This is a genomic window from Vibrio sp. SCSIO 43086 (genome assembly GCF_051132235.1).
In the GTDB taxonomy this organism is placed as follows: domain Bacteria; phylum Pseudomonadota; class Gammaproteobacteria; order Enterobacterales; family Vibrionaceae; genus Vibrio; species Vibrio diabolicus.
The window spans coordinates 379,856-403,839 of sequence record NZ_CP072677.1; the positions used below are offsets into that span (position 1 = coordinate 379,856).

20 protein-coding genes are annotated in these 23,984 nt (G+C 45.4%); 11 read left to right on the forward strand and 9 right to left on the reverse strand.

Going from position 1 to position 23,984, the window contains the following annotated elements; translation table 11 throughout:
• Positions 1 to 7: 7 nt before the first annotated feature.
• From glmS to J8Z23_RS01840, 4 genes are all read left to right on the forward strand, one after another.
• Positions 8 to 1,840, forward strand: coding sequence for a glutamine--fructose-6-phosphate transaminase (isomerizing) (gene glmS / locus J8Z23_RS01825; protein WP_005392238.1), 1,833 nt, complete (start codon positions 8 to 10; stop codon positions 1,838 to 1,840).
• A 205-nt stretch (positions 1,841 to 2,045) separates the two neighbouring features.
• The gene (locus tag J8Z23_RS01830; RefSeq protein WP_021823444.1) at positions 2,046 to 2,423 is read left to right on the forward strand and encodes a DUF3316 domain-containing protein; all 378 of its coding nucleotides are present in this window, start codon (positions 2,046 to 2,048) and stop codon (positions 2,421 to 2,423) included.
• A gap of 102 nt (positions 2,424 to 2,525) precedes the next feature.
• A complete protein-coding gene (locus J8Z23_RS01835) occupies positions 2,526 to 3,218 on the forward strand; it encodes a heavy metal response regulator transcription factor (RefSeq protein WP_005480575.1) in 693 nt (230 codons plus the stop codon).
• The gene (locus tag J8Z23_RS01840) at positions 3,211 to 4,596 is read left to right on the forward strand and encodes a heavy metal sensor histidine kinase (RefSeq protein WP_434634657.1); all 1,386 of its coding nucleotides are present in this window, start codon (positions 3,211 to 3,213) and stop codon (positions 4,594 to 4,596) included. Before J8Z23_RS01835 ends, J8Z23_RS01840 begins: the two co-directional genes overlap by 8 nt.
• Positions 4,597 to 4,650: 54 nt before the next feature.
• Here J8Z23_RS01840 and J8Z23_RS01845 read toward each other — a convergent pair whose 3' ends face one another.
• Entirely contained in the window at positions 4,651 to 5,733 is a 1,083-nt protein-coding gene (locus J8Z23_RS01845; RefSeq protein ID WP_006742744.1) for a glycerol dehydrogenase, read from the reverse strand.
• 352 nt (positions 5,734 to 6,085) lie between these two features.
• On the opposite strand from J8Z23_RS01845, the gene dhaK reads away from it, so the two are divergent.
• Genes dhaK through ptsP form a run of 3 tightly spaced genes read left to right on the forward strand, consistent with a single transcriptional unit; the run spans position 6,086 to position 10,196 of the window.
• Positions 6,086 to 7,144 carry a dihydroxyacetone kinase subunit DhaK gene (gene dhaK / locus J8Z23_RS01850; RefSeq protein ID WP_005383055.1) on the forward strand — a complete coding sequence of 353 codons (1,059 nt, stop codon included), beginning with the start codon at positions 6,086 to 6,088 and terminating at the stop codon, positions 7,142 to 7,144.
• Between the two features lie 15 nt (positions 7,145 to 7,159).
• Positions 7,160 to 7,795: a dihydroxyacetone kinase subunit DhaL gene (gene dhaL, locus J8Z23_RS01855; protein ID WP_005379705.1), complete on the forward strand. Its 636-nt coding sequence runs from the start codon at positions 7,160 to 7,162 to the stop codon at positions 7,793 to 7,795.
• A 1-nt stretch (position 7,796) separates the two neighbouring features.
• Positions 7,797 to 10,196 (forward strand): phosphoenolpyruvate--protein phosphotransferase, encoded by a 2,400-nt coding sequence (gene ptsP, locus J8Z23_RS01860; protein ID WP_434634662.1) that lies wholly within the window; start codon positions 7,797 to 7,799, stop codon positions 10,194 to 10,196.
• A gap of 77 nt (positions 10,197 to 10,273) precedes the next feature.
• Here the strand turns inward: ptsP and dhaR are convergent, their stop codons facing one another.
• From dhaR to J8Z23_RS01890, 6 genes are all read right to left on the reverse strand, one after another.
• Positions 10,274 to 12,199, reverse strand: a complete 1,926-nt coding sequence (gene dhaR, locus J8Z23_RS01865; RefSeq protein ID WP_434634664.1) for a dihydroxyacetone kinase operon transcriptional regulator DhaR — start codon at positions 12,197 to 12,199, stop codon at positions 10,274 to 10,276.
• Between the two features lie 148 nt (positions 12,200 to 12,347).
• Complete coding sequence (locus J8Z23_RS01870; RefSeq protein WP_012841150.1) at positions 12,348 to 12,878, reverse strand: MltR family transcriptional regulator; 531 nt, start codon at positions 12,876 to 12,878, stop codon at positions 12,348 to 12,350.
• Between the two features lie 57 nt (positions 12,879 to 12,935).
• Positions 12,936 to 14,084 carry a mannitol-1-phosphate 5-dehydrogenase gene (locus J8Z23_RS01875; protein WP_434634668.1) on the reverse strand — a complete coding sequence of 383 codons (1,149 nt, stop codon included), beginning with the start codon at positions 14,082 to 14,084 and terminating at the stop codon, positions 12,936 to 12,938.
• A 112-nt stretch (positions 14,085 to 14,196) separates the two neighbouring features.
• A complete protein-coding gene (locus J8Z23_RS01880) occupies positions 14,197 to 16,149 on the reverse strand; it encodes a PTS mannitol transporter subunit IICBA (RefSeq protein WP_145473252.1) in 1,953 nt (650 codons plus the stop codon).
• A gap of 603 nt (positions 16,150 to 16,752) precedes the next feature.
• Positions 16,753 to 18,501, reverse strand: a complete 1,749-nt coding sequence (locus J8Z23_RS01885; protein ID WP_434634671.1) for a lysophospholipid acyltransferase family protein — start codon at positions 18,499 to 18,501, stop codon at positions 16,753 to 16,755.
• A gap of 136 nt (positions 18,502 to 18,637) precedes the next feature.
• Positions 18,638 to 18,904 (reverse strand): hypothetical protein, encoded by a 267-nt coding sequence (locus J8Z23_RS01890; RefSeq protein WP_041852999.1) that lies wholly within the window; start codon positions 18,902 to 18,904, stop codon positions 18,638 to 18,640.
• 163 nt (positions 18,905 to 19,067) lie between these two features.
• Between J8Z23_RS01890 and J8Z23_RS01895 the strand changes: the two genes are divergently transcribed.
• Positions 19,068 to 19,787, forward strand: coding sequence for an SIMPL domain-containing protein (locus J8Z23_RS01895; RefSeq protein ID WP_006742751.1), 720 nt, complete (start codon positions 19,068 to 19,070; stop codon positions 19,785 to 19,787).
• Positions 19,788 to 19,840: 53 nt separating this feature from the next.
• Here the strand turns inward: J8Z23_RS01895 and J8Z23_RS01900 are convergent, their stop codons facing one another.
• On the reverse strand, positions 19,841 to 20,890 hold the full coding sequence (locus J8Z23_RS01900; RefSeq protein WP_434634674.1) for a DUF4382 domain-containing protein: 1,050 nt from the start codon (positions 20,888 to 20,890) through the stop codon (positions 19,841 to 19,843).
• Positions 20,891 to 21,119: 229 nt separating this feature from the next.
• On the opposite strand from J8Z23_RS01900, the gene J8Z23_RS01905 reads away from it, so the two are divergent.
• Positions 21,120 to 21,395, forward strand: coding sequence for a hypothetical protein (locus J8Z23_RS01905; protein WP_005383040.1), 276 nt, complete (start codon positions 21,120 to 21,122; stop codon positions 21,393 to 21,395).
• A gap of 94 nt (positions 21,396 to 21,489) precedes the next feature.
• Here J8Z23_RS01905 and J8Z23_RS01910 read toward each other — a convergent pair whose 3' ends face one another.
• Positions 21,490 to 22,293 carry a MetQ/NlpA family ABC transporter substrate-binding protein gene (locus J8Z23_RS01910; protein ID WP_434634677.1) on the reverse strand — a complete coding sequence of 268 codons (804 nt, stop codon included), beginning with the start codon at positions 22,291 to 22,293 and terminating at the stop codon, positions 21,490 to 21,492.
• A 728-nt stretch (positions 22,294 to 23,021) separates the two neighbouring features.
• On the opposite strand from J8Z23_RS01910, the gene J8Z23_RS01915 reads away from it, so the two are divergent.
• Both J8Z23_RS01915 and J8Z23_RS01920 read left to right on the forward strand, forming a co-directional pair.
• Positions 23,022 to 23,420 (forward strand): ASCH domain-containing protein, encoded by a 399-nt coding sequence (locus tag J8Z23_RS01915; RefSeq protein WP_025525834.1) that lies wholly within the window; start codon positions 23,022 to 23,024, stop codon positions 23,418 to 23,420.
• A gap of 32 nt (positions 23,421 to 23,452) precedes the next feature.
• A complete protein-coding gene (locus J8Z23_RS01920; protein ID WP_193303811.1) occupies positions 23,453 to 23,971 on the forward strand; it encodes an ATP-binding protein in 519 nt (172 codons plus the stop codon).
• The last annotated feature ends 13 nt before the right edge of the window (positions 23,972 to 23,984 follow it).

Below are 23,984 nucleotides of genomic sequence, written 5' to 3' on the forward strand. Positions count from 1 at the left end.
TAAACACATGTGTGGAATCGTAGGTGCAGTAGCACAACGAGATGTTGCAGAAATTTTGGTTGAAGGTCTACGCCGCTTAGAGTACCGCGGTTACGACTCAGCTGGCGTTGCTGTTGTTGATGGCGAGTCAAACCTAACGCGCGTTCGTCGCTTGGGTAAAGTGCAAGAATTGGCTGATGCAGTAGAAGAAGCAAAAGTGATCGGCGGAACGGGTATTGCACACACTCGCTGGGCGACGCACGGTGAACCATCTGAAGTTAATGCACACCCACATATGTCCGGCGATATTGCTGTTGTACATAACGGTATTATCGAAAACCACGAAGAGCTTCGTGAATTGCTTCAATCTCGTGGTTACGTGTTTGAATCTCAAACGGATACAGAAGTTATCGCACACATGGTTGAGTGGGAACTTCGCACTTCAGAAACGCTACTAGAAGCAGTACAAAAAACAGCAAAACAACTTGAAGGCGCATACGGCACGGTAGCGTTGGATCGCAAAGATCCTTCACGCATCGTAGTTGCACGTTCAGGCAGCCCGATCGTAATTGGTTTTGGTGTGGGTGAAAACTTCCTGGCTTCTGACCAACTTGCGCTACTGAATGTAACGCGCCGTTTCATGTACCTAGAAGAAGGTGATGTGGCAGAAATCACTCGCCGTGAAGTTACTGTGTTTGACGCAACGGGCGAGCTGGTTGAGCGTGAAATCGTAGAATCTAACGCAGAACATGATGCTGGCGATAAAGGCCAATACCGCCACTTCATGCAAAAAGAAATCTATGAGCAACCTAAAGCGTTGATCAACACAATGGAAGGCCGTATCACGGCAGACTCCGTTGTAACTGATGCGATCGGTGTGCATGCGGCAGACATTCTAAGCAAAGTAGAGCACGTACAAATCGTTGCGTGTGGTACGTCTTACAACGCAGGTATGACAGCGCGTTACTGGTTTGAAGACATTGCTGGCGTGAGCTGTGATGTAGAAATTGCGTCTGAATTCCGTTACCGCAAGTTTGTGACTCGTCCAAACAGCCTATTGATCACGTTGTCTCAGTCTGGTGAAACCGCCGATACGCTAGCAGCACTTCGTCTTGCGAAAGAGAAAGGTTACATGGCGGCGATGACCATTTGTAACGTAGCAGGTTCTTCTTTGGTTCGTGAATCAGATTTTGCGTTCATGACTCGCGCTGGTGTTGAAATCGGTGTCGCTTCAACCAAAGCGTTCACGACTCAGCTTTCTGCACTATTGATGCTGGTTACGGCGTTAGGTAAAGAGCAAGGTCGCGTCAGCAAAGAGAAAGAAAAAGAGATTGTTGAAGCGCTACACGCACTTCCTAAGCAAATCAACGCGGCACTTTCTTTCGAGAAAGACATTGAAGCACTAGCGACGGATTTCGCAGACAAGCACCACACACTGTTCCTAGGTCGTGGTGAATTCTATCCAATCGCGATGGAAGCGTCTCTAAAATTGAAAGAGATCTCTTACATCCACGCAGAAGCTTACGCGGCGGGTGAACTGAAACATGGTCCTCTAGCGCTGATTGATGCTGACATGCCTGTTGTTGTGGTTGCACCAAGTAACGACCTACTTGAAAAGCTAAAATCAAACGTTGAAGAAGTACGTGCACGTGGCGGCCTTCTATACGTATTCGCAGATGCAGACGCAGGCTTCGAAGGCGATGAAACAATGAAGATCATCACGATGCCTCACGTTAGTGAAATCACGGCGGCGATCTACTACACCATCCCAATGCAGTTGCTGTCATACTACGTAGCACTGATCAAAGGTACGGACGTAGACCAACCACGTAACCTAGCGAAAGCGGTAACGGTTGAGTAATTACGCTTAACAGCAAAAATCCCAAGCGGCACATGCGAGAGTATGTGCCGCTTTTTTTTGTCTTATTCTAAGCGTAATGGAACGCTCAAGAGCCTTCGCCAGTAGGTTACTTTCATGACAAAAATGTCATTTTGTTGAAAGGGTGGTGTCAGAGGCGGTGTTCAATAATGACCTCATTGAAAACAAGCACTCAAAGGTTAACAACATGAACGCAATCAAAACTGCTCTTTTTGTAACGGTAATGGCAATGACTAGCGCATCTGCATTCGCTCAACCACTTTTCACTGGTGGCAACTACGTGAGCCGCGAAGAGATGAAAACCATCTCAGTTACGCCGACAGCAACGTCAGATGAGGCTTATCAACAGGCACTGTCTGAACTCAATTCACTTAAAACCATGTCGGCTCGTGAACTGAATAAAGAGCTCAATATCCTGACGTTTAATGTGAAGTCTCGCAGTACGCATTTAAAAGATGGTGGCTTCGTGACCGTGCAAGAACGCATGAATGAAGATGGTCAGTTGGAATATTTGGGCAAAGTGAATGTCAAAGTGCATTATGCCGAACGCGATAACAATCGATAATGGTTTGCCAATCGGGAAGAGTATGGTGTGGTTCACATCATACTCTTTTTCGATCTTTATACTGGGATTTCATCCTCCCGCTAACACACTAGGTAAGTGAACTTGAAAATATTGATCGTCGAAGATGAGCACAAAGCCGGAGAATATCTGCAAAAAGGTTTGATTGAATCTGGGTATGTGGTGGATTTGGTGCATGATGGGGTCGATGGGCTTTATCACGCTACCAGTGAAGAATATGACTTAATCCTCCTCGACATTATGTTGCCTAAACTCGATGGTTGGCAGGTGCTTAATACATTGCGCAGTAGTGGGATTCACACTCCAGTGATCATGCTGACAGCGAAGGAGCAAGTGGAAGATCGCGTGCGCGGTTTTGAGCTGGGTGCCAATGACTATGTGGTAAAACCTTACGCGTTTGCAGAGCTACTGGCGCGTGTTCAAAACGTATTTCGTCATCATATTGCCGCGCAAGTGGTCGCATCGCCGCAAACATTACGTGTGGCAGATTTAGAACTTGATATGATCAAACGCGTTGCCACGCGCGCGGGGCAGTCGATGTCGCTTACCGCCAAAGAATATGCCCTGCTTGAGTTGTTGATGCGCAAAACTGGCCAAGTACTTTCACGTACCACCATTGCGTCGTTAGTGTGGGATATGAACTTTGACAGCGATACCAATGTGATTGATGTGGCGGTCAAACGTCTGCGTAGCAAAGTGGACAAACCGTTCGATAGACCACTGATTCACACTGTCAGAGGGATGGGCTACAAACTCGAAGAGAGTCGTGATGCCTAAGTTCTCGCTGCCTTTTTCCATGAAAAACAAGCTCGTGCTGATGTTTGTTAGTATGACGTTTGTGACCTATTTTTCTTTGGCTTTCATCCTACAGTACGCCATTGAGCGCCACTTTTATTCGCAAGATTTCAGCTATATTTCCAGTAAGTTCAATGCCATTGAGAACGAGTTAAAACGCTCGCCAGAGGATGTGTTCAAGCAAGCGAATAACAGCACGCTCTACATGTGGGTGTTTGAAGGCAAGCAGAACGTCTATCAGAATTCGAGCCTGACGATTCCTCAGAACCGAGCCTACAGCATTAGCTCACCTCAAGTTTTAAATCACGAGCGCTCCATCGAATGGAGTGAGGACTCGCTGAATATTCGCGCGTTTGCGTTTCAAGCTGGGGAGTATCAGGTGGTGCTCGGCATGAGTATCAACCACCATATTTTGTTTTTGGATAAGCTCGACTGGATTTTGTTTTGGGCGCTCGGTTTGGCGTTTGTGATTTCTTCCGCGTTGAGCGGTTGGATGGTAAAACGTGGGTTGAAGCCGATTGTGCGATTGAATCAGCACATTCAACAGATATCACCAGAGCAGATGGGCATTCGTCTCGACCCCGATTCGTTGCCAATAGAACTGCGCGAGTTAGCCAACAAACACAACGCGATGCTCGATAGGTTGCAAACTGGTTTTCGCCGCTTGAGCGAGTTTTCTTCTGATATAGCACATGAGTTAAAAACGCCACTCACCAACATTACTACGCAAAATCAGGTCATTTTAGGTGCGTGTCGAACGTCTGAAGAGTATCAGGATGCGATTGCCTCAACGTTGGAAGAACTCAACCGCATCACGAAAACCATCAACGATTTGCTCTACATTGCCAAGGCTGAAAACAAGCTCATTCATCGTCATGACGAAGTGTTTGCGGTGCAGGAGGAAATTGACCGCTTGGTCGCGTATTTTGAAATATTGGCCGAAGATGCCGAGGTGCGAATCGTGAGTTCAGGCGACGGTCAGCTCTATATGGACAAAAACATGTTTGAGCGTGCGGTGGGCAATTTGCTCTCCAACGCGATTCGTCATGCGTATGCTGATTCAACCATTGTGATTGACGTTCAAGAGGTTGATGAACAGGTGACGATATCGGTCAGCAACCAAGGTGATACCATTGCCGAGCAAAACTTACCGTACCTTTTCGACCGTTTTTATCGCGCAGATAAGTCTCGCCAACATGTAGGTAGCGTCGGTGCAGGGCTAGGTTTATCGATTACCCAATCTATCGTGCAAGCGTATGAAGGACAGATAAAAGTAACATCAGATAAAGACAAGACGCGGTTTGTTATGATGTTGCCATCGGCAGGTGTCAATGGAAGTGATAAGTCAGTTGAAGCATAAAAGGCAAGCCTTGGCTTGCCTTTGGAGACTTAAACTCGTTTGAAGTTATTTGGGTTATTGACCCAGTTGATGAGCGGTTAGGATTGCAGAGTAGACATTTTCTGCCGTCACTGGGAATGGCATATTGTGGATGGTTTCTCCCTCGGCCGTTGAAGCTTCGGCGACCTCGCGCAACTTATCGTGATTAAGCTCTTTAACGCCCATATCAAATAAGTTGGTTGGTAGACCTACCGATCGGCAGAAGGCGAGAACCGTATTAATCTCTTCCATCGCTGCGTTTTCTAGCACCAGTTGAACAAGTGTGCCGAACGCGACTTTCTCACCATGATAGAGATGATGACACTCTTCAAGCTTAGTTAGGCCGTTATGAATAGCGTGAGCACCCGCTAGACCACTGCTTTCAAAACCGATACCGCTAAGGTATGTATTGGCTTCAATAATGTTTTCTACCGCTTTGGTGCTCACACCATTTTCTACCGCAGCTTTTGCTTTTACACCATCTTCAAGCAAGGTTTCATAACAGAGCTTCGCAAGAGCTTGCGCTGAACGTGTCGCTAAACCACCAGCCATTGTTGCCTTACCAGAGGTCATGTTGGCTCTGGCTTCAAAGTAGGTGGAAAGCGCATCGCCCATCCCTGATACCAGTAGGCGAACTGGGGCTTTGGCGATGACTGATGTATCCATGATGACCATGTCTGGGTTTTTAGGGATCATCAAATATTCTGCAAATTCACCTTCAGGCGTGTATATAACCGCAAGCGCTGAGGTTGGCGCATCCGTCGAGGCAATCGTAGGAACCACCACGACAGGAATTTTGGTGTAAAACGCAACGGCCTTAGCTGTATCTAAGGTTTTACCACCACCAATACCGACAATGACATCGTGTTTTTGAGTCGCACAAATGTCCGTGATGCGTTCAATCTCAACGCGCGAACATTCGCCACCAAAAATGTTCATAGTGAGTGGAAGCTTTTCGTCAGCAAAACTTTGTTTGACGTCATCACCAACCAGGTTAGTCACGAACTCATCGGCAATGACTAACGGACGTTCACCCAATGTTTTCACATAGTGAGCGATAGATGTAAGTACTTGTTCACCTTGGACGTATTTGCTTGGGCTGATAATAATTTTGTCCATAATTCAAACCTTTAACCTTTTTTATGTGTGTTTTGGACTGCAATGAAAATCCATTGTAGCGATAAGGTTTATATTAGGTTTGGTGAGGTAAGTGGTGAAGGATATCTCTGGTTTTGTTCCATGCTTTATGACCTCTGTGTCAAACCGACTGTCAGAAGTAATAAGCATCACCATGCTTTATGGCGCCGATCACTATTCAAGCGAATTCGTCGTTTTTCGTTTCATATTGAAACAAAAATACCGAAGTTGTTGTTTCAATATGAAACGGATTGATTTTTGTTGAGCACGTTTTTTCTCTGTTTAAGATGAATTCATGCCCTACATAAAAATATAAATGGAATGAGATAGAACGATGAAAAAGTTAATTAACCAAGTCGATGATGTTGTATTGCAGCAAATGGAGGGCCTAGCATTGTCCCGCCCTGAGCTAAAAGCCAACTACGAGCCTCGTTACATGTGGCACGAGGAAACGCCGGGGCAAGTGGCATTGGTTTCTGGTGGTGGCTGTGGTCATGAACCTTTGCACGCAGGTTTTATTGGTAAAGGCATGCTGACAGGTGCCTGCCCTGGTGAGGTATTTACTTCACCTACGCCTGATCAAATGTACGAATGTGGTAACCAAGTGAATACTGGTGAGGGCGTGCTGTTTATCATTAAAAACTACACCGGCGACGTGTTGAACTTTGAAACGGCCGTGGAGCTCCTTCATACCGATGGCATCAAAGTTGGGTCGGTGTTGGTGGATGACGATGTTGCAGTCAAAGACAGCCTGTATACCGCTGGTCGCCGTGGCGTCGCTGGAACGGTATTGGTTGAGAAGTTAGTTGGGGCTGCCGCGAACAAAGGTTATTCGTTGGAGCAATGTGAAGCACTGGCTCGTCGCGTTAATAATCACTGTCGTTCATTTGGCGTGGCGCTTAATGCTTGTGTTGTGCCAGCGGCGGGTAAACCATCTTTTGTTCTGGAAGATGATGAAGTGGAGTTTGGTGTTGGTATCCATGGTGAACCAGGTATCAAGCGAGTGAAATACACCGACGTCGATACGTTAGTGGATGAAATGTTTGCTGAAGTTGCTGAAAACACACCTTATCAGCGCACTTTGCGTATTTGGAATCGTGACGAAGGTGAATGGGATGAAGTGGAATCCAGCATTGAGCCTTTTGCTGCTGAACACGACTACATTGTGATGGTGAATGGTATGGGCGGTACGCCAACTTCAGAGCTTTACGGAGTGTACCGCCGTCTTGCTCATAACTGTGAGCAAGCAGGGTTCCGTATCGTGCGTAATATGGTTGGTAACTTCTGTACATCACTCGATATGGAAGGCGTTTCAATTACGTTGCTGAAGGCAGATAAAGAGATGTTGGAGCTGTTTGATGCTCCTGTCGATACGGCCGCGATCAAGTGGTAACAGGGGGGAGCAAACATGCAAATTGAAAAACAACATATCGTTCACTGGTTAGAGCTATGTGCAAAAACGTATCAAGAGAATCAAGATTTTCTGACCGACCTTGATCGTGATATTGGTGACGCAGACCATGGTCTCAATATGAACCGAGGCTTTAAAAAAGTCGCGGAAAAACTGCCGCAATTTGCGGACCAAAATATCGGCAGCATTCTCAAGAATACGGGCATGACCTTGCTTTCTAGTGTCGGTGGGGCAAGTGGCCCGCTTTATGGCACGCTGTTTATTCGCACGGCTGCCGCTGTCGGAACTCGAGAGCAATTAACGTTTGAAGAGTTGGTGGATGCACTAAAAAGCGGTGTGGATGGCGTGGTGTCTCGTGGTAAAGCGGAACTGGGTGATAAAACCATGTGTGATGTTTGGTTACCCGTTTTAGTTAGCGTGAAGGCATCGTTAGAAAATGGTATGAGCGCTGACCATTTATTGAATGAAATGGTTGAGCTAGCAGAAACGAACGCGGTTGCCACGATTGAAATGTTGGCGAAAAAAGGGCGAGCAAGCTATTTAGGTGAACGTAGTATTGGTCACCAAGACCCCGGCGCAACCTCTTCTTTGTTAATGATTAAAGCACTACAGCAGGCAATAGCAGGTAATTAAGATGGTGGGAATTGTAGTTGTATCTCATAGTCGTCGCCTTGCGGAAGGGGTGGCCGAACTTGCCACCCAAATGACGCAAGGCAAAGCCAAGCTTGCGATTGCGGCTGGGATTGATGATCCAGAGAACCCGATCGGAACCGATGCCATAGCCGTGATGGAAGCGATTGAGCAGGTACATGATCAACAAGGGGTTGTTGTGTTGATGGATCTTGGCAGCGCGTTGCTTAGCACGGAAATGGCTCTGGATCTGATTGGTGATCATGTGAGGGAAAATGTCACCCTTATCTCGGCCCCCATTGTTGAAGGGACCATGGCGGCGTCGGTGGCTGCTGCTGCCGGGCTACCTTTATCGACGGTAGTCGAAGAGGCACAGAATGCGTTAAGCGTAAAACGGGAGCACCTTGGTGATCAGCCACTAACATCCGCTGAGATAGCGCCAGTATCAGAGAACTTTGAGCAAGAACGGACATTTGATTGGGTAGTGCAAAATCCGCATGGATTACATGCTCGTCCCGCTGCGGCCATTGTTGGTGCACTCGCGCCTTTTGACTGCCAATTATGGTTGAAAAAAGGCGAGCGCCGTGTAAACGCGAAAAGCTTAAACAGCATTGCGAAACTTGGTGTTCGTAGCCAAGAGACGATCACGCTGTGCGCACTCGGCTCTCAATCTAGTGAAGCAATCAAGGCATTTGAAGCCTTAGCTAGTGAGCACTTCGGAGAAAAAGATGCGGTTGAGCAAGGCATTATCGAACCTGAAGAAAGCTCGGATACTTTGCTCGATGATATGGCCTCAAGTCAGATTGAAGGTGCTGTTGTTGGTATTCGAGTCAATGACGGTATCGCTACTGCTCCAGTTGTCCTTTTTACTCATGAAATGCCAGCAGTGCCTGAACGTGATTTCCAAAGTGAACAAGATGAAATTGAACGGGTTAAGCGTGCGATAGGCGTGGTTGTTCAACATTTGCAGGAGCAAGCGAAGCAGCCGAAAGGGGAAATATTTTCTGCTCATAGCATGATGCTCAGTGACCCAGAGTTATGGGCATCGGTTGAGTCGCGAATTCAAACGGGCATGATAGCCGAGCAAGCTTGGGTAGAATCACTGCAAACGTTAGCCGACGAGTTTCGCCAGGCTGAAAGTCAGTACATGCGGGAACGCGAAGCTGATGTGCATGATATCGCACGCCAAGTTATGGTTGAAATGACAGGCGTAACGCCTAATGCCATCGACATTCAGGAACCGAGTATTTTGTTGGCCCGTGACCTGATGCCTTCTGATGTGGCCGGGCTTGATAAATCGAAAGTGCTTGGTATCTGTTTGAGTGAAGGAGGGAAAACCTCTCACAGTGCGATTCTTGCTCGTGCGATGGGGATTCCAGCCATCGTTAAAGCTCAGGGCTGTCTTGATGCTGTGTGTGCTGGTCAAGTGGTGACTATTGATGGCTTCCGAGGACATTTATGGTTCTCTCCTTCAGATGCCGTACAGCAGGAATTAGAAGCTCAGCAAATTGAGTGGCAAAGCATCCGACAAAGTGCACTAGCGAGTGCTCAGCAAGCCGCAGTCACCTGTGATGGTGTCCATATTCCAGTATTCGCCAATATTGGTGGACCGAAAGATATTGATGATGCACTAACATCAGGAGCTGAGGGCGTTGGTCTATTCCGGACTGAGTTTCTATTTCAAAACAGTGATGAGTTGCCGACTGAGGAAGCGCAATATCAAGTGTATCGTGATATTGCTGCCGCACTTGGCGATAAGCCACTTACGATTCGTAGTCTAGATGTTGGCGGTGATAAGCCTTTAGCCGCTTATCCTATGCCAGCGGAAGATAATCCATTTTTAGGTCTGAGAGGGGTGCGGTTGTGCCTTCAACATGAGTCATTGTTTACAGCCCAACTTCGAGCCATTCTGAGAGCCTTTCACGAGCAACCGAATATTCAATTGATGATACCGATGGTGGCTCAGGTTGAAGAAGTGAGAAAAGTAAAAGCGCTGTTGGCGCATCAAGCAAACCAACTCGGCTTGGATGCGACTCATTTGCCTGTCGGTATTATGATTGAGGTACCCGCCGCGGTATTAAATGCTGATGCGTTAGCACAAGAAGTCGACTTTTTCTCTATTGGCACCAATGATTTGACTCAATATGTTATGGCTGCCGATCGAGGCAACGCCGCCGTTGCTGAATTAGTGGACTACTTTGAACCATCGGTACTAAAAGCCATTGAACTCACTTGTGCAGCAGGCGATCGCGCGGGCATACCGGTCAGTATGTGCGGTGAGATGGCAGGCGATCCAAATGCCACAGAAACATTGCTTCGCGTGGGGTTGCGAAAATTCAGCGCCAGTTCGAGTCTGCTACCGGGACTAAAAGCGCAGATTCGTCAGTTGTCTGTTGATGTTTAATCGACATCTTGTCGTTAGTACATCTATACCGGCGTGCTTACGCCGGTCTTGCTTTTGTTGTGGGACTCACTCTTGGCTTAATACAGCTTCATTTGTTCCTGCAGCCCAAACTTATTAATTTTTCTCCATAGGGTCGTGCGGCCAATTTGCAATGCTCTCGCCATATCATGCATTTTGCCATCACACTGATTCCAAGCCTGAACGATAGCTCTTCTCTCGGCTTCTTCTAACGTGATTACTGGCGTATTTTCTGCGGTATGGCGAGAATTCAGTTTAATGTCTTCAGGAATATCGTTCAGCTTGATTAAGTTGGAACTGCGGTTCAGCAAGATTCGCTCAGTTCGGTTTCTTAATTCGGAGTTATTACCTGACCAACGAAAATTCATCAACGCTTCCAGTGCGACTGGCTCTATCGAGATCGTCACATTGTGGCGGCGTTCATAATGGCTGATAAGCTGCTGGACGAGAAATTCAATGTCTTCTTTACGCTTTCGTAGTGGTGGAATATGTAGCTCGTTCGAGGAGATTTCATAATAAAGTTGCCGACCAAATGAGCGCTGAATTACATACTCGCTGATCTCTGAAGCGGTGCTGGTAATAAGTTGAAAGTCTACGGGGATCAATCGCAAACTGTCGCTGCGGCTGACGAGCCCAGTTTTTAACAACTTAAGTAGCACGGCTTGTAAATCGGGTGACAGATATTCCACCTTTTCCAAAAAGAGCGTGCCGCCATGGGCGAGTTCAAACTTAGAGGGCATGCCTTGTCCCTCGTCGTATCCCAGAGTTTCTTTGACCAGTTGCTCTGTATTGATGGAGCGGCAGTTGAGCGTAATGAACGGCCCTTCTTTGTAGGTGCTTTCGTTATGAATCGCCATGGCGAGAGTGGCTTTTCCTACACCTTCTTCACCTGTAATTAGAATCGGTGATTTGGACTTTATGGCCCGTTTTGCCACGGTAATGACGTGCTTCATTTTTCGTGAAATAACAGGCAAAGTGCTGAATGTATAGCGCGCACTGCCACCTATTTGTTGTTGAGCAAGTTCGCGAATTTTATCGATGGGGTGCAAAAACAATAAGTGCGTGCCGTCGTTGAGTGGACGCAAGGTAATGATCGCTTCAACAAACTCGCCACGAACCTCTACCGTTGTGAGCTTGCGGTTGATGCTTGCACCCGACTCAAGACTATTGAGGACATTCGGCGGGAAACGTAAAACAGAAAAGACTTCTTTATCCAAAACCTGACTGGCTTCAATGTTTAACAAACGCTCTGATTGATGATTTACCATGGTAATACGGCTTTCTTCATCCCAGGCCAGAAGGCCATCATCCATGCATTCTAACGTTGCGTTGTGCGCACAAGTGAGGCGGTTAATGTTTTCTTGTTCCGACTGAATATGGATTTGCAAACTGACTTCTTTCGCGCTCGACGCGATGATGACTAAGTTTTCTTTCTTATAGCTCTCTGCTTTTTTGAGAAGGCATGTTGTGCCGCGTAACTTGCCAAACTGGTCGAAAACAGGCGCAGCTACAGAGGCATAAGGATGTAAGTGGCGATTGAAATGTTCTGCTGCGTAAACTTCACACGGGATATGAGTACTAATACAGAGATTGACCGCATTTGTGCCAATTTTCCCTTCAGACAGAAAACAGCCTTGTTTAATACCGAGCGCCTGCATCTCTTGTTGCATTGAGTCATGTCCCACAACAGATAGAACGCAGCCGTTGCCGTCAGTCACCATCAATAGCAGGTCTTCGTCTCCTAGCATGTCGTAAGTGTCTTCAAGTACGGTCGTGGCGCATTCGATGAGGTGCTCGTTGCGTTTCATCAGAGATGAGAAGGTAAATCCAGAGGCAATATGTGGCTTTGACCAGGTGTAAGGACTGCATTGCTTTATGCAACGCTCCCACGACTCAAGTACGGGAGTGCGGGAAAATTCTGGAGATACCCAATGGTGTTTCTGGAAAAACGCCCATTTGGTTTTAGTGTCTTCGATTGAAAGCATGCCATACCGTTTCAATACCAGCGATAGATTGGTCTGATATTACAGAGACATACGAATATGGACTGTGATGGCTTTCACGCACGTCATACAGAAAGGATACGCAAAGAAAAGAGGCTAGTAGAGAAGGCGTTCCTTGCCGGAGGTTGGGTTAAAAAGGGCTGTCCTTGCCCAGTTCATTGCAAATTTCGACAATGGCGAGCGAGAGACCTGATTTTATTATTTGTTGCTGGCGTTGAAGTTGGAGTTGATAAAACTCAAGGTCGATGTCGTCATCAGGTTCGTTGACTTCTAATTGCACCATGCCCATTTTCTTTACCAGATGTAGCTTTTTGATTGGCTCTAGAATATTTGGATCAGTGAACTCGTAGTCGGATGCATCGCTATTGAGTCGGTTTTTAAGCTTAATGATGTCTTCAATATCATGATAAATATCGTCTGGGAGTACGCCTAAGCCAAATAGGAGTTTCAAACGAACGGAGAGATCGCCCAGCGGTCCGGAGTCTTGCAGTAGGGGACCAACAACCGATTGCACGGCGAAGTTATCTTTACGAAAGATCCTTTGTATTAGCCCGTCGATGGAATCGTTGAACACATCGACTGCTGCAATAAAAAAGCCTCGTACCGATGGCGCGCTGTTTAATCGTTCAATGATCTCGGTTTCGTTGATGTTATCTGCCATATACTGAGTAACTGTTTAAAATTATATTTATGGGGAGCAGAGCTCCCCTTGATTCGATTAAAGCTGGTGGTAAATCACTTCGATTTGATCCACTTCAACACTGTCTTCAGCCAGGCCAGTGTACGTTGCTAGCGTTTTCTTTACGCCCACGGCTTTTAATGAGGTTTGTAGTTCCACCGCTTGTGGGTCGGTGTCGTTGGTGTATTTCAACGCCGCCGCGATCCCTTTCAAAAGTGTTTGATTTTCAGTGCCATACTCAATTGTACCGAGTAATGGCTTCACTAATCTATCATTTGCACCCAATTTACGAATTGGTTGTCGTCCAACGCGATCCACTTCATCCACTAAATATGGGTTGGCAAAGCGTCCTAGGATCTTTTCGATGTAAGCGTTGTGCATGTCACGGTCGAAGCCGTAACGTTTGATAAGCACTTCACCACTTTCGTGCATTGCTTGTTTTACTTCGGCATGAATGCTTGGGTCTTCAATTGCTTCACGAATGGTACGGTGCCCTTTCAAACAACCTAAATAAGCGGTAATGCAGTGACCTGTGTTTAGGGTGAACAGCTTACGTTCTACGAATGCCATTAGGTTGTTGGTTTTTTCCATGCCAGCAATGTTTGGGATGTCGCCCTTGAACTGTTGCTCATCGACAATCCATTCGCTGAAGCTTTCAACAGTCACTTCCAATGGGTCATCGTTGGCGGCTTCTGCTGGTGGTACTATGCGGTCTACCGCTGAATCAACAAAGCCAACCAACTCGTCTGCCTTTGTGTGCAGTGATTCATCCAAGTGTTTGTACACCTCACCTTTTAGGTGTGTGGTACCACGCACCATATTTTCACAGGCGATGATGTTAAGTGGCGCGTCATTGCCAGCTTCAAAACGTTTGGCGATGCCTTTCGCGATGGTTTTCGCGATGATATCTAATACGTTTGGACCGACCGCTGTGGTAACTAAATCGGTTTTGACGATGCGATCAATCACGTCATCACTGGCTGAGTTTACGGCTGTGACGTGGGTAACAGTGTCGATTTGGCACTCGGTGCCCACGACTTTCACTTTGTATTCTTGTTTGTGGCTGAGCTGGTCTACCAACGGCGCATCAACGTCAGCGAAAGTGACCTCGACTTCTGCGTCTGCTAAGAGTTTACCGATGAAACCACGACCGATGTTACCTGCACCAAAATGAACTGCGTTTTTCATAATTCTTACCTACCAATATCTGAAAATGTTGACTTACGAAACTAGGGTGAGGCCAACCGCATAGGGGGTGACAGCTGACCTCATTTGCCTCAGGAGCAAATTAAAGGAGTAATTAAGCCGCTTGCTGGCCGCCAAGGATGTTAAGAATTTCTTCTACATCGTTGGTGCTGGTTAGCTTCTCAATTGCTTCCGGCTCATCGAGCGCGTTCGTTATGGTGGTGATTACCTGGATGTGCTCATCGTTCTTAGCGGCAATGCCGATAACCAGTTTCGCGACATCGTCGTCATCTTCAGTAAATTGGATACCCGATGGGTATTGGCAGATTACAATGCCAGTTTTCTTCACGCGGTCTTTCGCTTCTACGGTGCCATGAGGAACCGCGATAGACTCGCCAAGGTAAGTTGGAACCAACGCTTCACGCTCAAACATCGCGTCTACGTATTCTGGTTCTGCGTAGCCAAGTTCAACCAATTTGTTGCCCGCAAAGCGAATGGCTTCTTCTTTGTTGGCTGCTTTCAAACCTAGGTGAATGTTCTCACGCTGGATTTGGAATACCGACGTTTGCTGTGGCTCAAAGCAGTCGTCGTTCGCCGCCATGACTGACACTTTCACCATTTGGTCGTCATTGGCTGCGGATTGGTTTTGTGCTGCCAGTAACTTGGTGACTAGCTGGTTATACATTTCGCTGTCTAGGAAGTTCGTCAATGAAATGTGGTGTGCGTTTGGAGCATGTTTACGTGCACGATCCGTTAAGTCTTTATGAGTAATCACGATATCTGCACTCTCTGGTAAGCTGTTAATGGCAAGGTTGGTTACGTGGATGTTCAGACCTGCGTCTTGAACCTTTTTGCGTAGCATGCTCGCGCCCATTGCGCTAGAGCCCATGCCCGCATCACAAGCGACAATAATGCTTTGTACTGTCGCTAGGTCTACGTCACCTTTGCTTTGGCTGTTTACCACCGCATCGTTTTTAGATGCAGATTTCATGTCTTTCATTTGTGATGTTGCTTTTTCTAGTGCTGCTTCATCACCGTCTTCTTCTGTTGACGTTTGTGTCTTCATTAGCAGTGCTGCTACGGCGAATGACACACCTGTTGCTGCTGCGATAGACGCTAGTACACCAACGATTGAACCTTTCTGAGTCATCAACAAGATTGCGAAGATTGAGCCTGGTGATGCTGGAGAAACGATACCTGCGTTAAACATAGTTAGAACGAATACGCCCGTCATACCACCTGCGATAGCCGCAAGGATTAGGCGAGGGTTCATTAGGATGTAAGGGAAGTAAATCTCGTGGATACCGCCGAAGAAGTGGATGATGGATGCACCACCTGCCGTTTGACGAGCCGTACCTTTACCAAACACCATGTAAGCCAGCAGAATACCTAGACCAGGACCTGGGTTCGCTTCGATCAAGAAGAAGATCGATTGACCAGTTTCAGACGCTTGCTGAATACCCAGTGGAGAGAAGATGCCGTGGTTGATCGCGTTATTTAGGAACAGGATCTTCGCTGGCTCAACAAAAATAGAAGTCAGTGGCAGAAGGTGCGCTGAAACAAGGAAGTTTACGCCTGCTGCCAATGCGCCTGAAAGCACTTTGACAAATGGACCGATAAGGAAGAAAGCCAAAATGGCGCACAGCATACCAATGATGCCCGCAGAGAAGTTGTTCACCAACATCTCGAAACCGCTTTTTACTTTACCGTCGATGTAGTTATCGAATTTTTTGATAGCCCAGCCGCCCATTGGGCCGACCATCATTGCACCCATAAACATTGGGATGTCGGTACCGACAATCACGCCCATAGTTGTGATTGCACCAACGACCGCGCCGCGATCGCCGCCCACTAATTTACCACCGGTGTAACCGATCAGTAGTGGCAGCAAGTAAGTGATCATAGGACCAACCATGGAAGCTAACGTCTCATTTGGTAGCCATCCGGTTGGGATAAATAGAGCAGTGATAAAGCCCCACGCGATAAACGCGCCGATGTTAGGCATTACCATGTTTGACAGAAAACGACCAAAATTTTGTATCTTGATCTTGGCATCTGGTGATATCATAACAATTCCCCGTTCGATGTTCTGATGAATATGTTGTCGTAAACGGTTCGCCAAAACCGCTTGTTTGATTGCTTAGTACCCAATCAATTTACCACACATTTTCCAATTGGAACTGACGACGGGTTTTTCGTGATCAACCCCCGCATTTCTTCGGATGAAAAGCATTTTTTAAGTGATGATGATCAATTAATTGATATGTAACTTAATAACAAAAAATGACTTTCAAATCTGTCAATAAAAATATTAGTGATCAATTCGACCTTCTGACAAATATAAAATTAAAATTCATTGTGATTAAGATCACCTTTAATTTCTTTTTCAACTCAAATTAAATACTCGAAATGATCAATGTCACATTTTGTTTGACGTTAGGTTTGATTGAAAATGTGATCTGTGACTATTTTGAGGTTTTGTGAAAGTTTATAACGTGAACGTTTGTGCGATGTTGGCGTTTTGTGGATTAAAGCTTGAGATGACTGGCCTTTTTGCGATGAGTTTAACTAAACACTTTGTTTTTAATGTCTTATGGGTAAATAACGCATCACGCTGCTCGCGTTGTGTTGTTTAGAGCGATTTTGAGCAGCGCGATACCTCCGACGACGGTTAATTATTCAGAGCTAAATACTCGCGCGCGTTTTCACTGCCCATGTAACGTGCAAGCGTTTTCTCAGGCACATCGCGTAAATCCACCATAATCAATCCATCCAGTGCGTTGTTAAACGCCGGATCGACGTTAAAACACACCAACTTACCATTCAAACTCAAATATTGGCGCAGTAATACCGGAACGCCTTTGCCTTCGTCAATTCGAGCGATCACGCGAGATAGCAACTGTAAATCTCCCAATGCGGTTAGCATGCTGGTATTCCAGTTTAAGTTGGTTTCTGGCAGTGGATTTGACGGAGTGACGTATTCGGCGCAGTCGTTGTCGTAGTGGTGTAGGGTCATCGATTGTGCCAGCAACTGACGCGCGGTATGGCTGTAATCGTTGCTGATGCTCACTGGGCCAAACAAGTGCGTGTATTCGGGATGTTGATGGACAAAAGTCGCTATGCCTTTCCAGAGTAAGAGTAGGGCACTCATGCTTTTTTGATATTGCTCGGCAATCACAGAGCGACCCATTTCAATCGACTTGCCCATTTGATCGAGAAAGCCTTGGTCATAGTTGAATAAGGTGCGCGAATACAATCCTTCTACGCCATATTTCGCCAATAATTGATCAACTAATCCAAGACGGTAAGCACCTACCATGCATTGGTTCTCACGATCCCACACAAATAGGTGCAGGTAATCATGATCGAAATGATCGATGTCTATCGCTTGTCCAGTCCCTTCGCCAACTTGACGGAAATTATGTTCTCGCAAGCGGCCAATTTCATGCAGGAGAGATGGGATCTGCTGCGCGCTGGCGCAATATACGTCGAACTCGCCACTTTGAAGCAATTGGGTTTCTGACGGTAAGCTGTGCAGCTCTTCAAGCAATTGGCCTATGGGTAACCCTGCTGCAATAGGTAAGAGATCATTGTCTGAGACCGTTTGCTGAGTGGCACTTACATCGCGGTTAAGCAGGTAGGTGTTAAGCCTCAGATAATTGACGACCTGATCATCGTTGAGGTTATTGAGTTCTTTAAACTTGATTGCTTGCCCAAAGGACAACTCAATGGTTTTTGCGCTCTTGTTGAGCAGCTCTCTTCCTAACATCAAGGTGCGTAAAAGAGGGTGGATTTTACCTGCCATGTAGAAGCGTTTTGAGTTCTGCCCACGAATGAAGACGGGAACAGTGGCGGCTTTGTTCTTACGAATTAACGCACTGACACTGCGGCTCCATTCTTTGTCTTCTAAACGCTGTTGTTTGGCATCCACTAACTGCGACACTTCACCCGCAGGGAAAACCAATAACAAGCCGCCATTCGAAAGGTGTTTGTTGGCTGCTCTGAGGGCCTTCATATTCGATTTGACGGCGTCTTTGCCTTCGAATACGTCGACACCAATAAAAAGTTGGTCGAGCTCTGGTACGGTTTTTAGGTACTGATTCGCTAAAATTTGGATATCGTCTCGTATCATCAATAGTAGCTCGGCGAGAATCACGCCTTCAACACAACCGAGAGGGTGATTCGCCACAATGACGGTTGCGCCTTGCTTTGGCACTGCGTCGAGCGAACCATGGGCAATGCGATAGTCGATCCCCAAAATATCCAGCGTAAATCGCAAGAAAGTTTTGGTATCCGCATTCACGGGGCGTTGGGCGTAGAATTTATCGAGCTGACTTAAACCTGTTGCCCATTCTGCAACGTTTTCACCAATGCCAAACGGCGTTTTACGAGGGAGACGAAAAGGGGTCGAACTATCCATATTTACCTCAGCGTACAAGTGGCTGATCGGATAGTAGAAATTACAGATGACAGTTCAGAGACAAATCCATGAGCCTTTGGTGACAAACTGGTGAAGCTTTGTTGACCAAAGGCGAGGGGATAGGGACGTATTAGCGTTACGTTTTGTCGCCAGCAAACATCAGGATACTCAGAGAGTTGAGCGTTTCACCGAGACTTTCTAGTGAGCTCAAGACCTGTTTGGTCGGCTCATTGTCTAGCAGAATGCGACCATCAAAGCGTTTCCCTTCGCATTGATCTTCATCGCACATACCCGCTTGGGGTTCTTGTGTTGAGTTGTCATCCATTACTAAGTCGTCAGTACTCAAACAAGCCGTTGAGACAAATAATCCGCTCAGAACTACCAGCCATTTTATTTTCAACATAATCTTAAAACTTACAATAAAACGCCGTTCAATTGTAATTTATTCTATTTACCATTTCGAACGATATGACAAAAACTTGGCTTTAGGTCGCCATTTTCTGGCCATAGTTGAGCTATGTTATCGATACGACGAATTGTTACTTTTGGCGAAATTAGGGGGATGAATGGAGAAGATTTCCAATAGAGCGTCAATATGGCTCGGGCTGTGTCTGATAATTGGTTTAGGAGTATTGGGCTTTTTTATTCAGCAAACGGCAGTCAAATACAAAGCCTATGAACGAGTGGTAACGGTAAAGGGATTGTCTGAACGAGAGTACTCTGCCGATACAGTGATCTGGCCAATTCAGTTCACCTTAGCGAGTAATGATATGGGGGCTATGTTTGATGACATCGATCAGCAAACGCGTTTGATTCTGGATTTCTTAAGTGCCAAAGGGCTCCCTGAAACGAGCGTTTCCCTTTCTTCTCCTGCTGTCATTGACCGAAAAGCACAGCAATACGGGAGTGAGCAAGATATCGAGTTTCGTTATTTAGCCTCGCGGACGGTTACGGTTTATAGTCAAAGTGTCGATGTGGTTCGAGCGGCAATTAATGAGATTGGTGAGCTAGGAAAACAAGGCGTACTGCTGAATCAGGACCCGTACGCGAACCGCATTGAGTACAGCTTTACTAAGCTAAATGATGTAAAGCCAGACATGATTGAAGAGGCGACCAAAAACGCCCGCGAAGTGGCGCAAAAGTTTGCCAAAGACTCACAGAGTTCACTGGGTAAGATCAAACGTGCCACGCAAGGGCAGTTCTCGATTTATGACCGAGATAGCAACACGCCTTACATTAAGAAAGTACGAGTGGTCTCAACAGTTCAGTATTACTTATCGGATTAAAATAATAGTCAAAAAGCCGCTCATCGTGTGAGCGGCTTTCGATAAGACGAGAGCTATAGGATAGGATTAATATCTTGCTCTGTATGCTCACCTTCGACCACATCAACAGGTGTGTAATGTTGATAAATCAGGAAGCCATCTTCTGATGTTTCATGGTTATCTGGTGTATCAACATACGTGGTACAGGTGTACCCAATACTGTAGGTGCCTGGGCCAATGTAACCAAACTCGTAGCTGTAGGTTGTATTACCTTCTTCGTCTTGCGATTCATTCACGTTAGCTACTGCAATTGGCGCTTGGAGTGGTTCCATCGTGCCCATATCGCCCATGGTTGAGCGATCCATCGAACCTGCGTAAAGATAGACTGAGTGAACGGCAGGAACGTCATTTATTGCATTTGATGCTGCACTGTCTGCTTCACACGCTTGATACTGAATTTCGCTGACTTCACCACCGATATGACCTGATTCTGATGCGTTTACTAAGCTTACCGCATTAGAGTTCATGTTCATGTAATCTTTGCCTGTTGGATCTGCCAGGCCTTTACGCAAATCAAACTCGACAACATAGCTATTATGACCAGTATGAACTTTTACATACTGACCTTTTTGCGAAAACTTCAAGCGACCTTGATCGCTCGTATCTGGTTTAAAACCAAAACAGCTGCCTCGGCTAGGCACAACTAAGCCTTTGATGTTGCCGTCTGTCTTCTCTACGTATGACAGCGTTGTATCGTTTAATTGTTTGCCGTCTTTAGCGTACACACACATAGCATAATCACCAGGAGCGATGTCTTGCTCGCTAATGATCGTTTTAGCGTTACTTCCCTGATATTCCATTAGATCAACTTGGTGTAGTGCTCCATTGTCACTAACATCTAACAGAATATGTTCTCCAGTTTGTTCGCCAGTTTCTGGGTCAAATGGTACAAGGACAACATCTTTAAACGCTAAGACAACTTTGTTGGCATCGTCGACAGGCGCATCGGAAACGCTGAGAGAAAAAGTGGCTGCTTCTGTATCGGATGAAGAGTCGTCGCTACCACAGCCCGTCAATAAAAGACCGCCTGAGATGGCAAGTAAAGGGTAGGTATATTTTTTCATTATGACCTCTTGTTTACACTGCTGATAAATGTAAAAGGCTAGTCTCAAAGTCGAGAAATGATGTCATTGTATTGTGATAGAGAGGTCAATCTTCAATGGCGCTATATACAAGTCCTTTTTTATAAAACTAAGTTCTTAACTGTGATGAGGGGAGTTTGATGATAGTCAAGCTGGCTTCGTTCTTATGAGCGTAAGTTAGTATGACTTATTGCTAGAAGGAATTAGTATCATGGCATACAAGCACTTTATTAGAGAACTACTGGGTTTAGCGATTGTTGTCTCTGTCGTCTTTGGCGTATTAGGCGTGATGTTAGAGCTCTTTGCACTGACGGCACTTTGGGAGCATCAGCAAACGATAGCCGATGTTTTCTTCCATGAATCTCTCTACTTCATCGTATTTTTAATCCCACCATATTTCCTCTGGAAGTTGATTAACCGTCCTGAATTGGTTTCTGCTGACCAAGCTTATTTGGCAATGAAGTTAGAGGCTGAAAGTCGACAATGAGTCGATTTAGTGAGTAATGAAAAGAAGAGGCTATGAGAAAAAATTAGCCTCTTTTCTATCTGATTCGTGGGCAAAGTATTCGTTGCTTTATTGATTAAAAAGCTGCTTCTATTGTGCCTTTGAACGTACGATCGAGATAATCACGAATTGCTTGAGATTGGTAAATAGAAACGAATTTTTTATACGCTTCATTATTTTTGTCTGCGTCACGAGTAGCGATGACCATGACGGCCAGCGGTGCGTCTTTTGCTTCAAGATAGATACTTTGTTTCTTCGGGTCTAAACCAGAAGACATTACGTAGTTCATTGTAATCGCAGCCGCGTCTACATCATCCAATGTTCGTGGTAACTGGGCGGCATCTACCTCGACGAATTCAAACGACTTTGCGTTTTTTATGATATCAGTTAGGGCGGCTTTATGGCCAACCCCCTGTTTCAGCTCAATTAAACCTGCATCGGCGAGTAGCAACAGACCACGACCACCGTTAGTTGGATCGTTTGGAATTGCTATGCGTGCATTGTTTGGAAGCTCTTGCAATGAGCGATACTTGTTAGAATAAAGTCCCATGCGCATCAGAATGGATTGACCAATCGACACTAATTGGGCGTCATGACTATTGTTGAAGTTGTCTAAAAATGGTTGGTGCTGATAGCTGTTAATGTCGATGCTACCATCGCTAAGCGCGGCATTGGGTGTCACGTAATCAGAAAATTCGATGATTTCTACATTCAAGCCTTGCTTCGCTGCTTCCTTCGCTACTGCTTCAACTACTTGAGCATGAGGCCCTACGGTTGCTCCCACTTTAATGACAGAGTCATCTTTTTCTCCACAAGCACTTAAGCCAACTACTGCCGTGAGGACCAAAGCTAGTTTCTTTAGGTGACGAATACTTTTCATTGTAACTCCATTTTTATTTTAGACGTCCATACGTTTACATGTCCATCCTATCAGAAGTCGAAAAAGGGTCAATGGTTTAAATAGCGAGCAGACATTTTGTTTCCACGACTATATAGAAAGCTTGGTAAGAAGCGAAAAGAAAGAGAGGGTAGAATCGAGGAAGGTAATAAGTTTGAAGTTGTTGACGAGATGAGCAACGAATTACTACACCCACAACTGTACCCAAAGTCAGCAGACACAAAAAAGGCGTAGCAGGTACTAACCTGCTACGCCTTTCGAAATTTGGTGGCCCCTCGCAGACTTGAACTGCGGACCAATCGATTATGAGTTAGCCACTAATACAGAGAGTCTAGGTAAACCGAGGTAAGTTTAGTGTAATTAAAAATAGATTAAAGCATTTACTAAACAGAAGTTTAGCGTAGTTTACGTAAATTAGTCAAAACTAGCGACTGTACCGCTATTGTACCTTTCTCGTGCACTTGTAGAGGCCGTTATTGTTTCTACAAGTGCTCAAAACCTGCATTCAAAAGCTAGAGCTTTTCGAAATGCTTCTAACTTATTTATAGGTAATGAAATTATCACCAGAGCTGTATATAAAAACAGTGTCATGTTATTGTGTTTAGCTTACGTTCAATGTCAGATGTTTAAAAGCAGTTCCTCTTTTGTAATGCTATTTGATACTGAACAGTTTAAAATTCACGGTCATGAAGTTTTCTTGAGAGTCATATATGAAAGCACTTCTTTCGATAAAACCTGAGTTTGTTGAAAAAATCCTTTCAGGTGAAAAATTAGTTGAATACAGAAAAGCTGTTTTCAAGCGCCCGGAAGTTAAGTCGGTAGTCATCTACTCAACGATGCCTGATGGTCTGATAGTTGGTGAGTTCGAGATTGGTCAGATCTTGGCAAAGCCTCCGGAAGAGCTTTGGGAGCAGACTAAAGATGTCTCAGGTATCAACAAACAGTTTTTCGATGAATATTTTACAGATCGTGATGTCGCTTATGCTATCGAGATCAAAAAGTTGAAAAGATATGCGACACCAATCAATCCTTATGAAAAAGAGGAAGGTTTTAAGGCTCCTCAATCATTTAAGTACATAGAACCGTCATCTGAGTTATGTATTAATTGATATGACTAAAGTTCAGTATGCTGGTGGGTAAAATGAAAAAAGTAGTGTTCGTATCAGGTGTACATGGCTCAGGTAAAGGCACTTTGTGTCGCTCTTTGAATGACCTGTCATGTGTCAAAAGCTACTCAGCAAGTGACTTGATTAAAAATAATTCAGATTACATTGAAGACAGTAAGCTTGTAGATAATGCAGAAAAAAATCAAGCGGCCTTAATTCGAGGCATTTCTTCTCTGAAAGAAAAAAAGTTTCTGATAGATGGTCATTTTTGCCTACTCAACAATGATATGGAAATCGTTGACATTGATTATGCCGTTTTCGATGCAATGAATATTTCGTTAGTAGTTTTTGTTGAATGTGATCCTGAAGAGCTTCGACGTCGTTTGATATTGAGAGATAATACAAAATTTTCCGTCGAGCTGCTAAGCTCTTTCCAAAATGCGGAACTTGAACGGGCTAAAAAATTTTGTTTTGAAAGGAATATTCCTTTGATTAAACACTGCTCTGGGCAAGATAATGTTTCACTTATTTTAGAAAAAATTGATAATTTGTAATAACTAAGGATGT

Excerpts from the sequence above, each read along its gene's own strand:
- glmS (WP_005392238.1), top strand. The coding sequence starts at position 8 with ATGTGTGGAATCGTAGGTGCAGTAGCACAACGAGATGTTGCAGAAATT.
- J8Z23_RS01830 (WP_021823444.1), top strand. The coding sequence starts at position 2,046 with ATGAACGCAATCAAAACTGCTCTTTTTGTAACGGTAATGGCAATGACT.
- J8Z23_RS01840 (WP_434634657.1), top strand. The coding sequence starts at position 3,211 with ATGCCTAAGTTCTCGCTGCCTTTTTCCATGAAAAACAAGCTCGTGCTG.
- J8Z23_RS01845 (WP_006742744.1), bottom strand. The coding sequence starts at position 5,733 with ATGGACAAAATTATTATCAGCCCAAGCAAATACGTCCAAGGTGAACAA.
- dhaK (WP_005383055.1), top strand. The coding sequence starts at position 6,086 with ATGAAAAAGTTAATTAACCAAGTCGATGATGTTGTATTGCAGCAAATG.
- dhaL (WP_005379705.1), top strand. The coding sequence starts at position 7,160 with ATGCAAATTGAAAAACAACATATCGTTCACTGGTTAGAGCTATGTGCA.
- ptsP (WP_434634662.1), top strand. The coding sequence starts at position 7,797 with ATGGTGGGAATTGTAGTTGTATCTCATAGTCGTCGCCTTGCGGAAGGG.
- dhaR (WP_434634664.1), bottom strand. The coding sequence starts at position 12,199 with ATGCTTTCAATCGAAGACACTAAAACCAAATGGGCGTTTTTCCAGAAA.
- J8Z23_RS01870 (WP_012841150.1), bottom strand. The coding sequence starts at position 12,878 with ATGGCAGATAACATCAACGAAACCGAGATCATTGAACGATTAAACAGC.
- J8Z23_RS01875 (WP_434634668.1), bottom strand. The coding sequence starts at position 14,084 with ATGAAAAACGCAGTTCATTTTGGTGCAGGTAACATCGGTCGTGGTTTC.
- J8Z23_RS01880 (WP_145473252.1), bottom strand. The coding sequence starts at position 16,149 with ATGATATCACCAGATGCCAAGATCAAGATACAAAATTTTGGTCGTTTT.
- J8Z23_RS01885 (WP_434634671.1), bottom strand. The coding sequence starts at position 18,501 with ATGGATAGTTCGACCCCTTTTCGTCTCCCTCGTAAAACGCCGTTTGGC.
- J8Z23_RS01890 (WP_041852999.1), bottom strand. The coding sequence starts at position 18,904 with ATGTTGAAAATAAAATGGCTGGTAGTTCTGAGCGGATTATTTGTCTCA.
- J8Z23_RS01895 (WP_006742751.1), top strand. The coding sequence starts at position 19,068 with ATGGAGAAGATTTCCAATAGAGCGTCAATATGGCTCGGGCTGTGTCTG.
- J8Z23_RS01900 (WP_434634674.1), bottom strand. The coding sequence starts at position 20,890 with ATGAAAAAATATACCTACCCTTTACTTGCCATCTCAGGCGGTCTTTTA.
- J8Z23_RS01905 (WP_005383040.1), top strand. The coding sequence starts at position 21,120 with ATGGCATACAAGCACTTTATTAGAGAACTACTGGGTTTAGCGATTGTT.
- J8Z23_RS01910 (WP_434634677.1), bottom strand. The coding sequence starts at position 22,293 with ATGAAAAGTATTCGTCACCTAAAGAAACTAGCTTTGGTCCTCACGGCA.
- J8Z23_RS01915 (WP_025525834.1), top strand. The coding sequence starts at position 23,022 with ATGAAAGCACTTCTTTCGATAAAACCTGAGTTTGTTGAAAAAATCCTT.
- J8Z23_RS01920 (WP_193303811.1), top strand. The coding sequence starts at position 23,453 with ATGAAAAAAGTAGTGTTCGTATCAGGTGTACATGGCTCAGGTAAAGGC.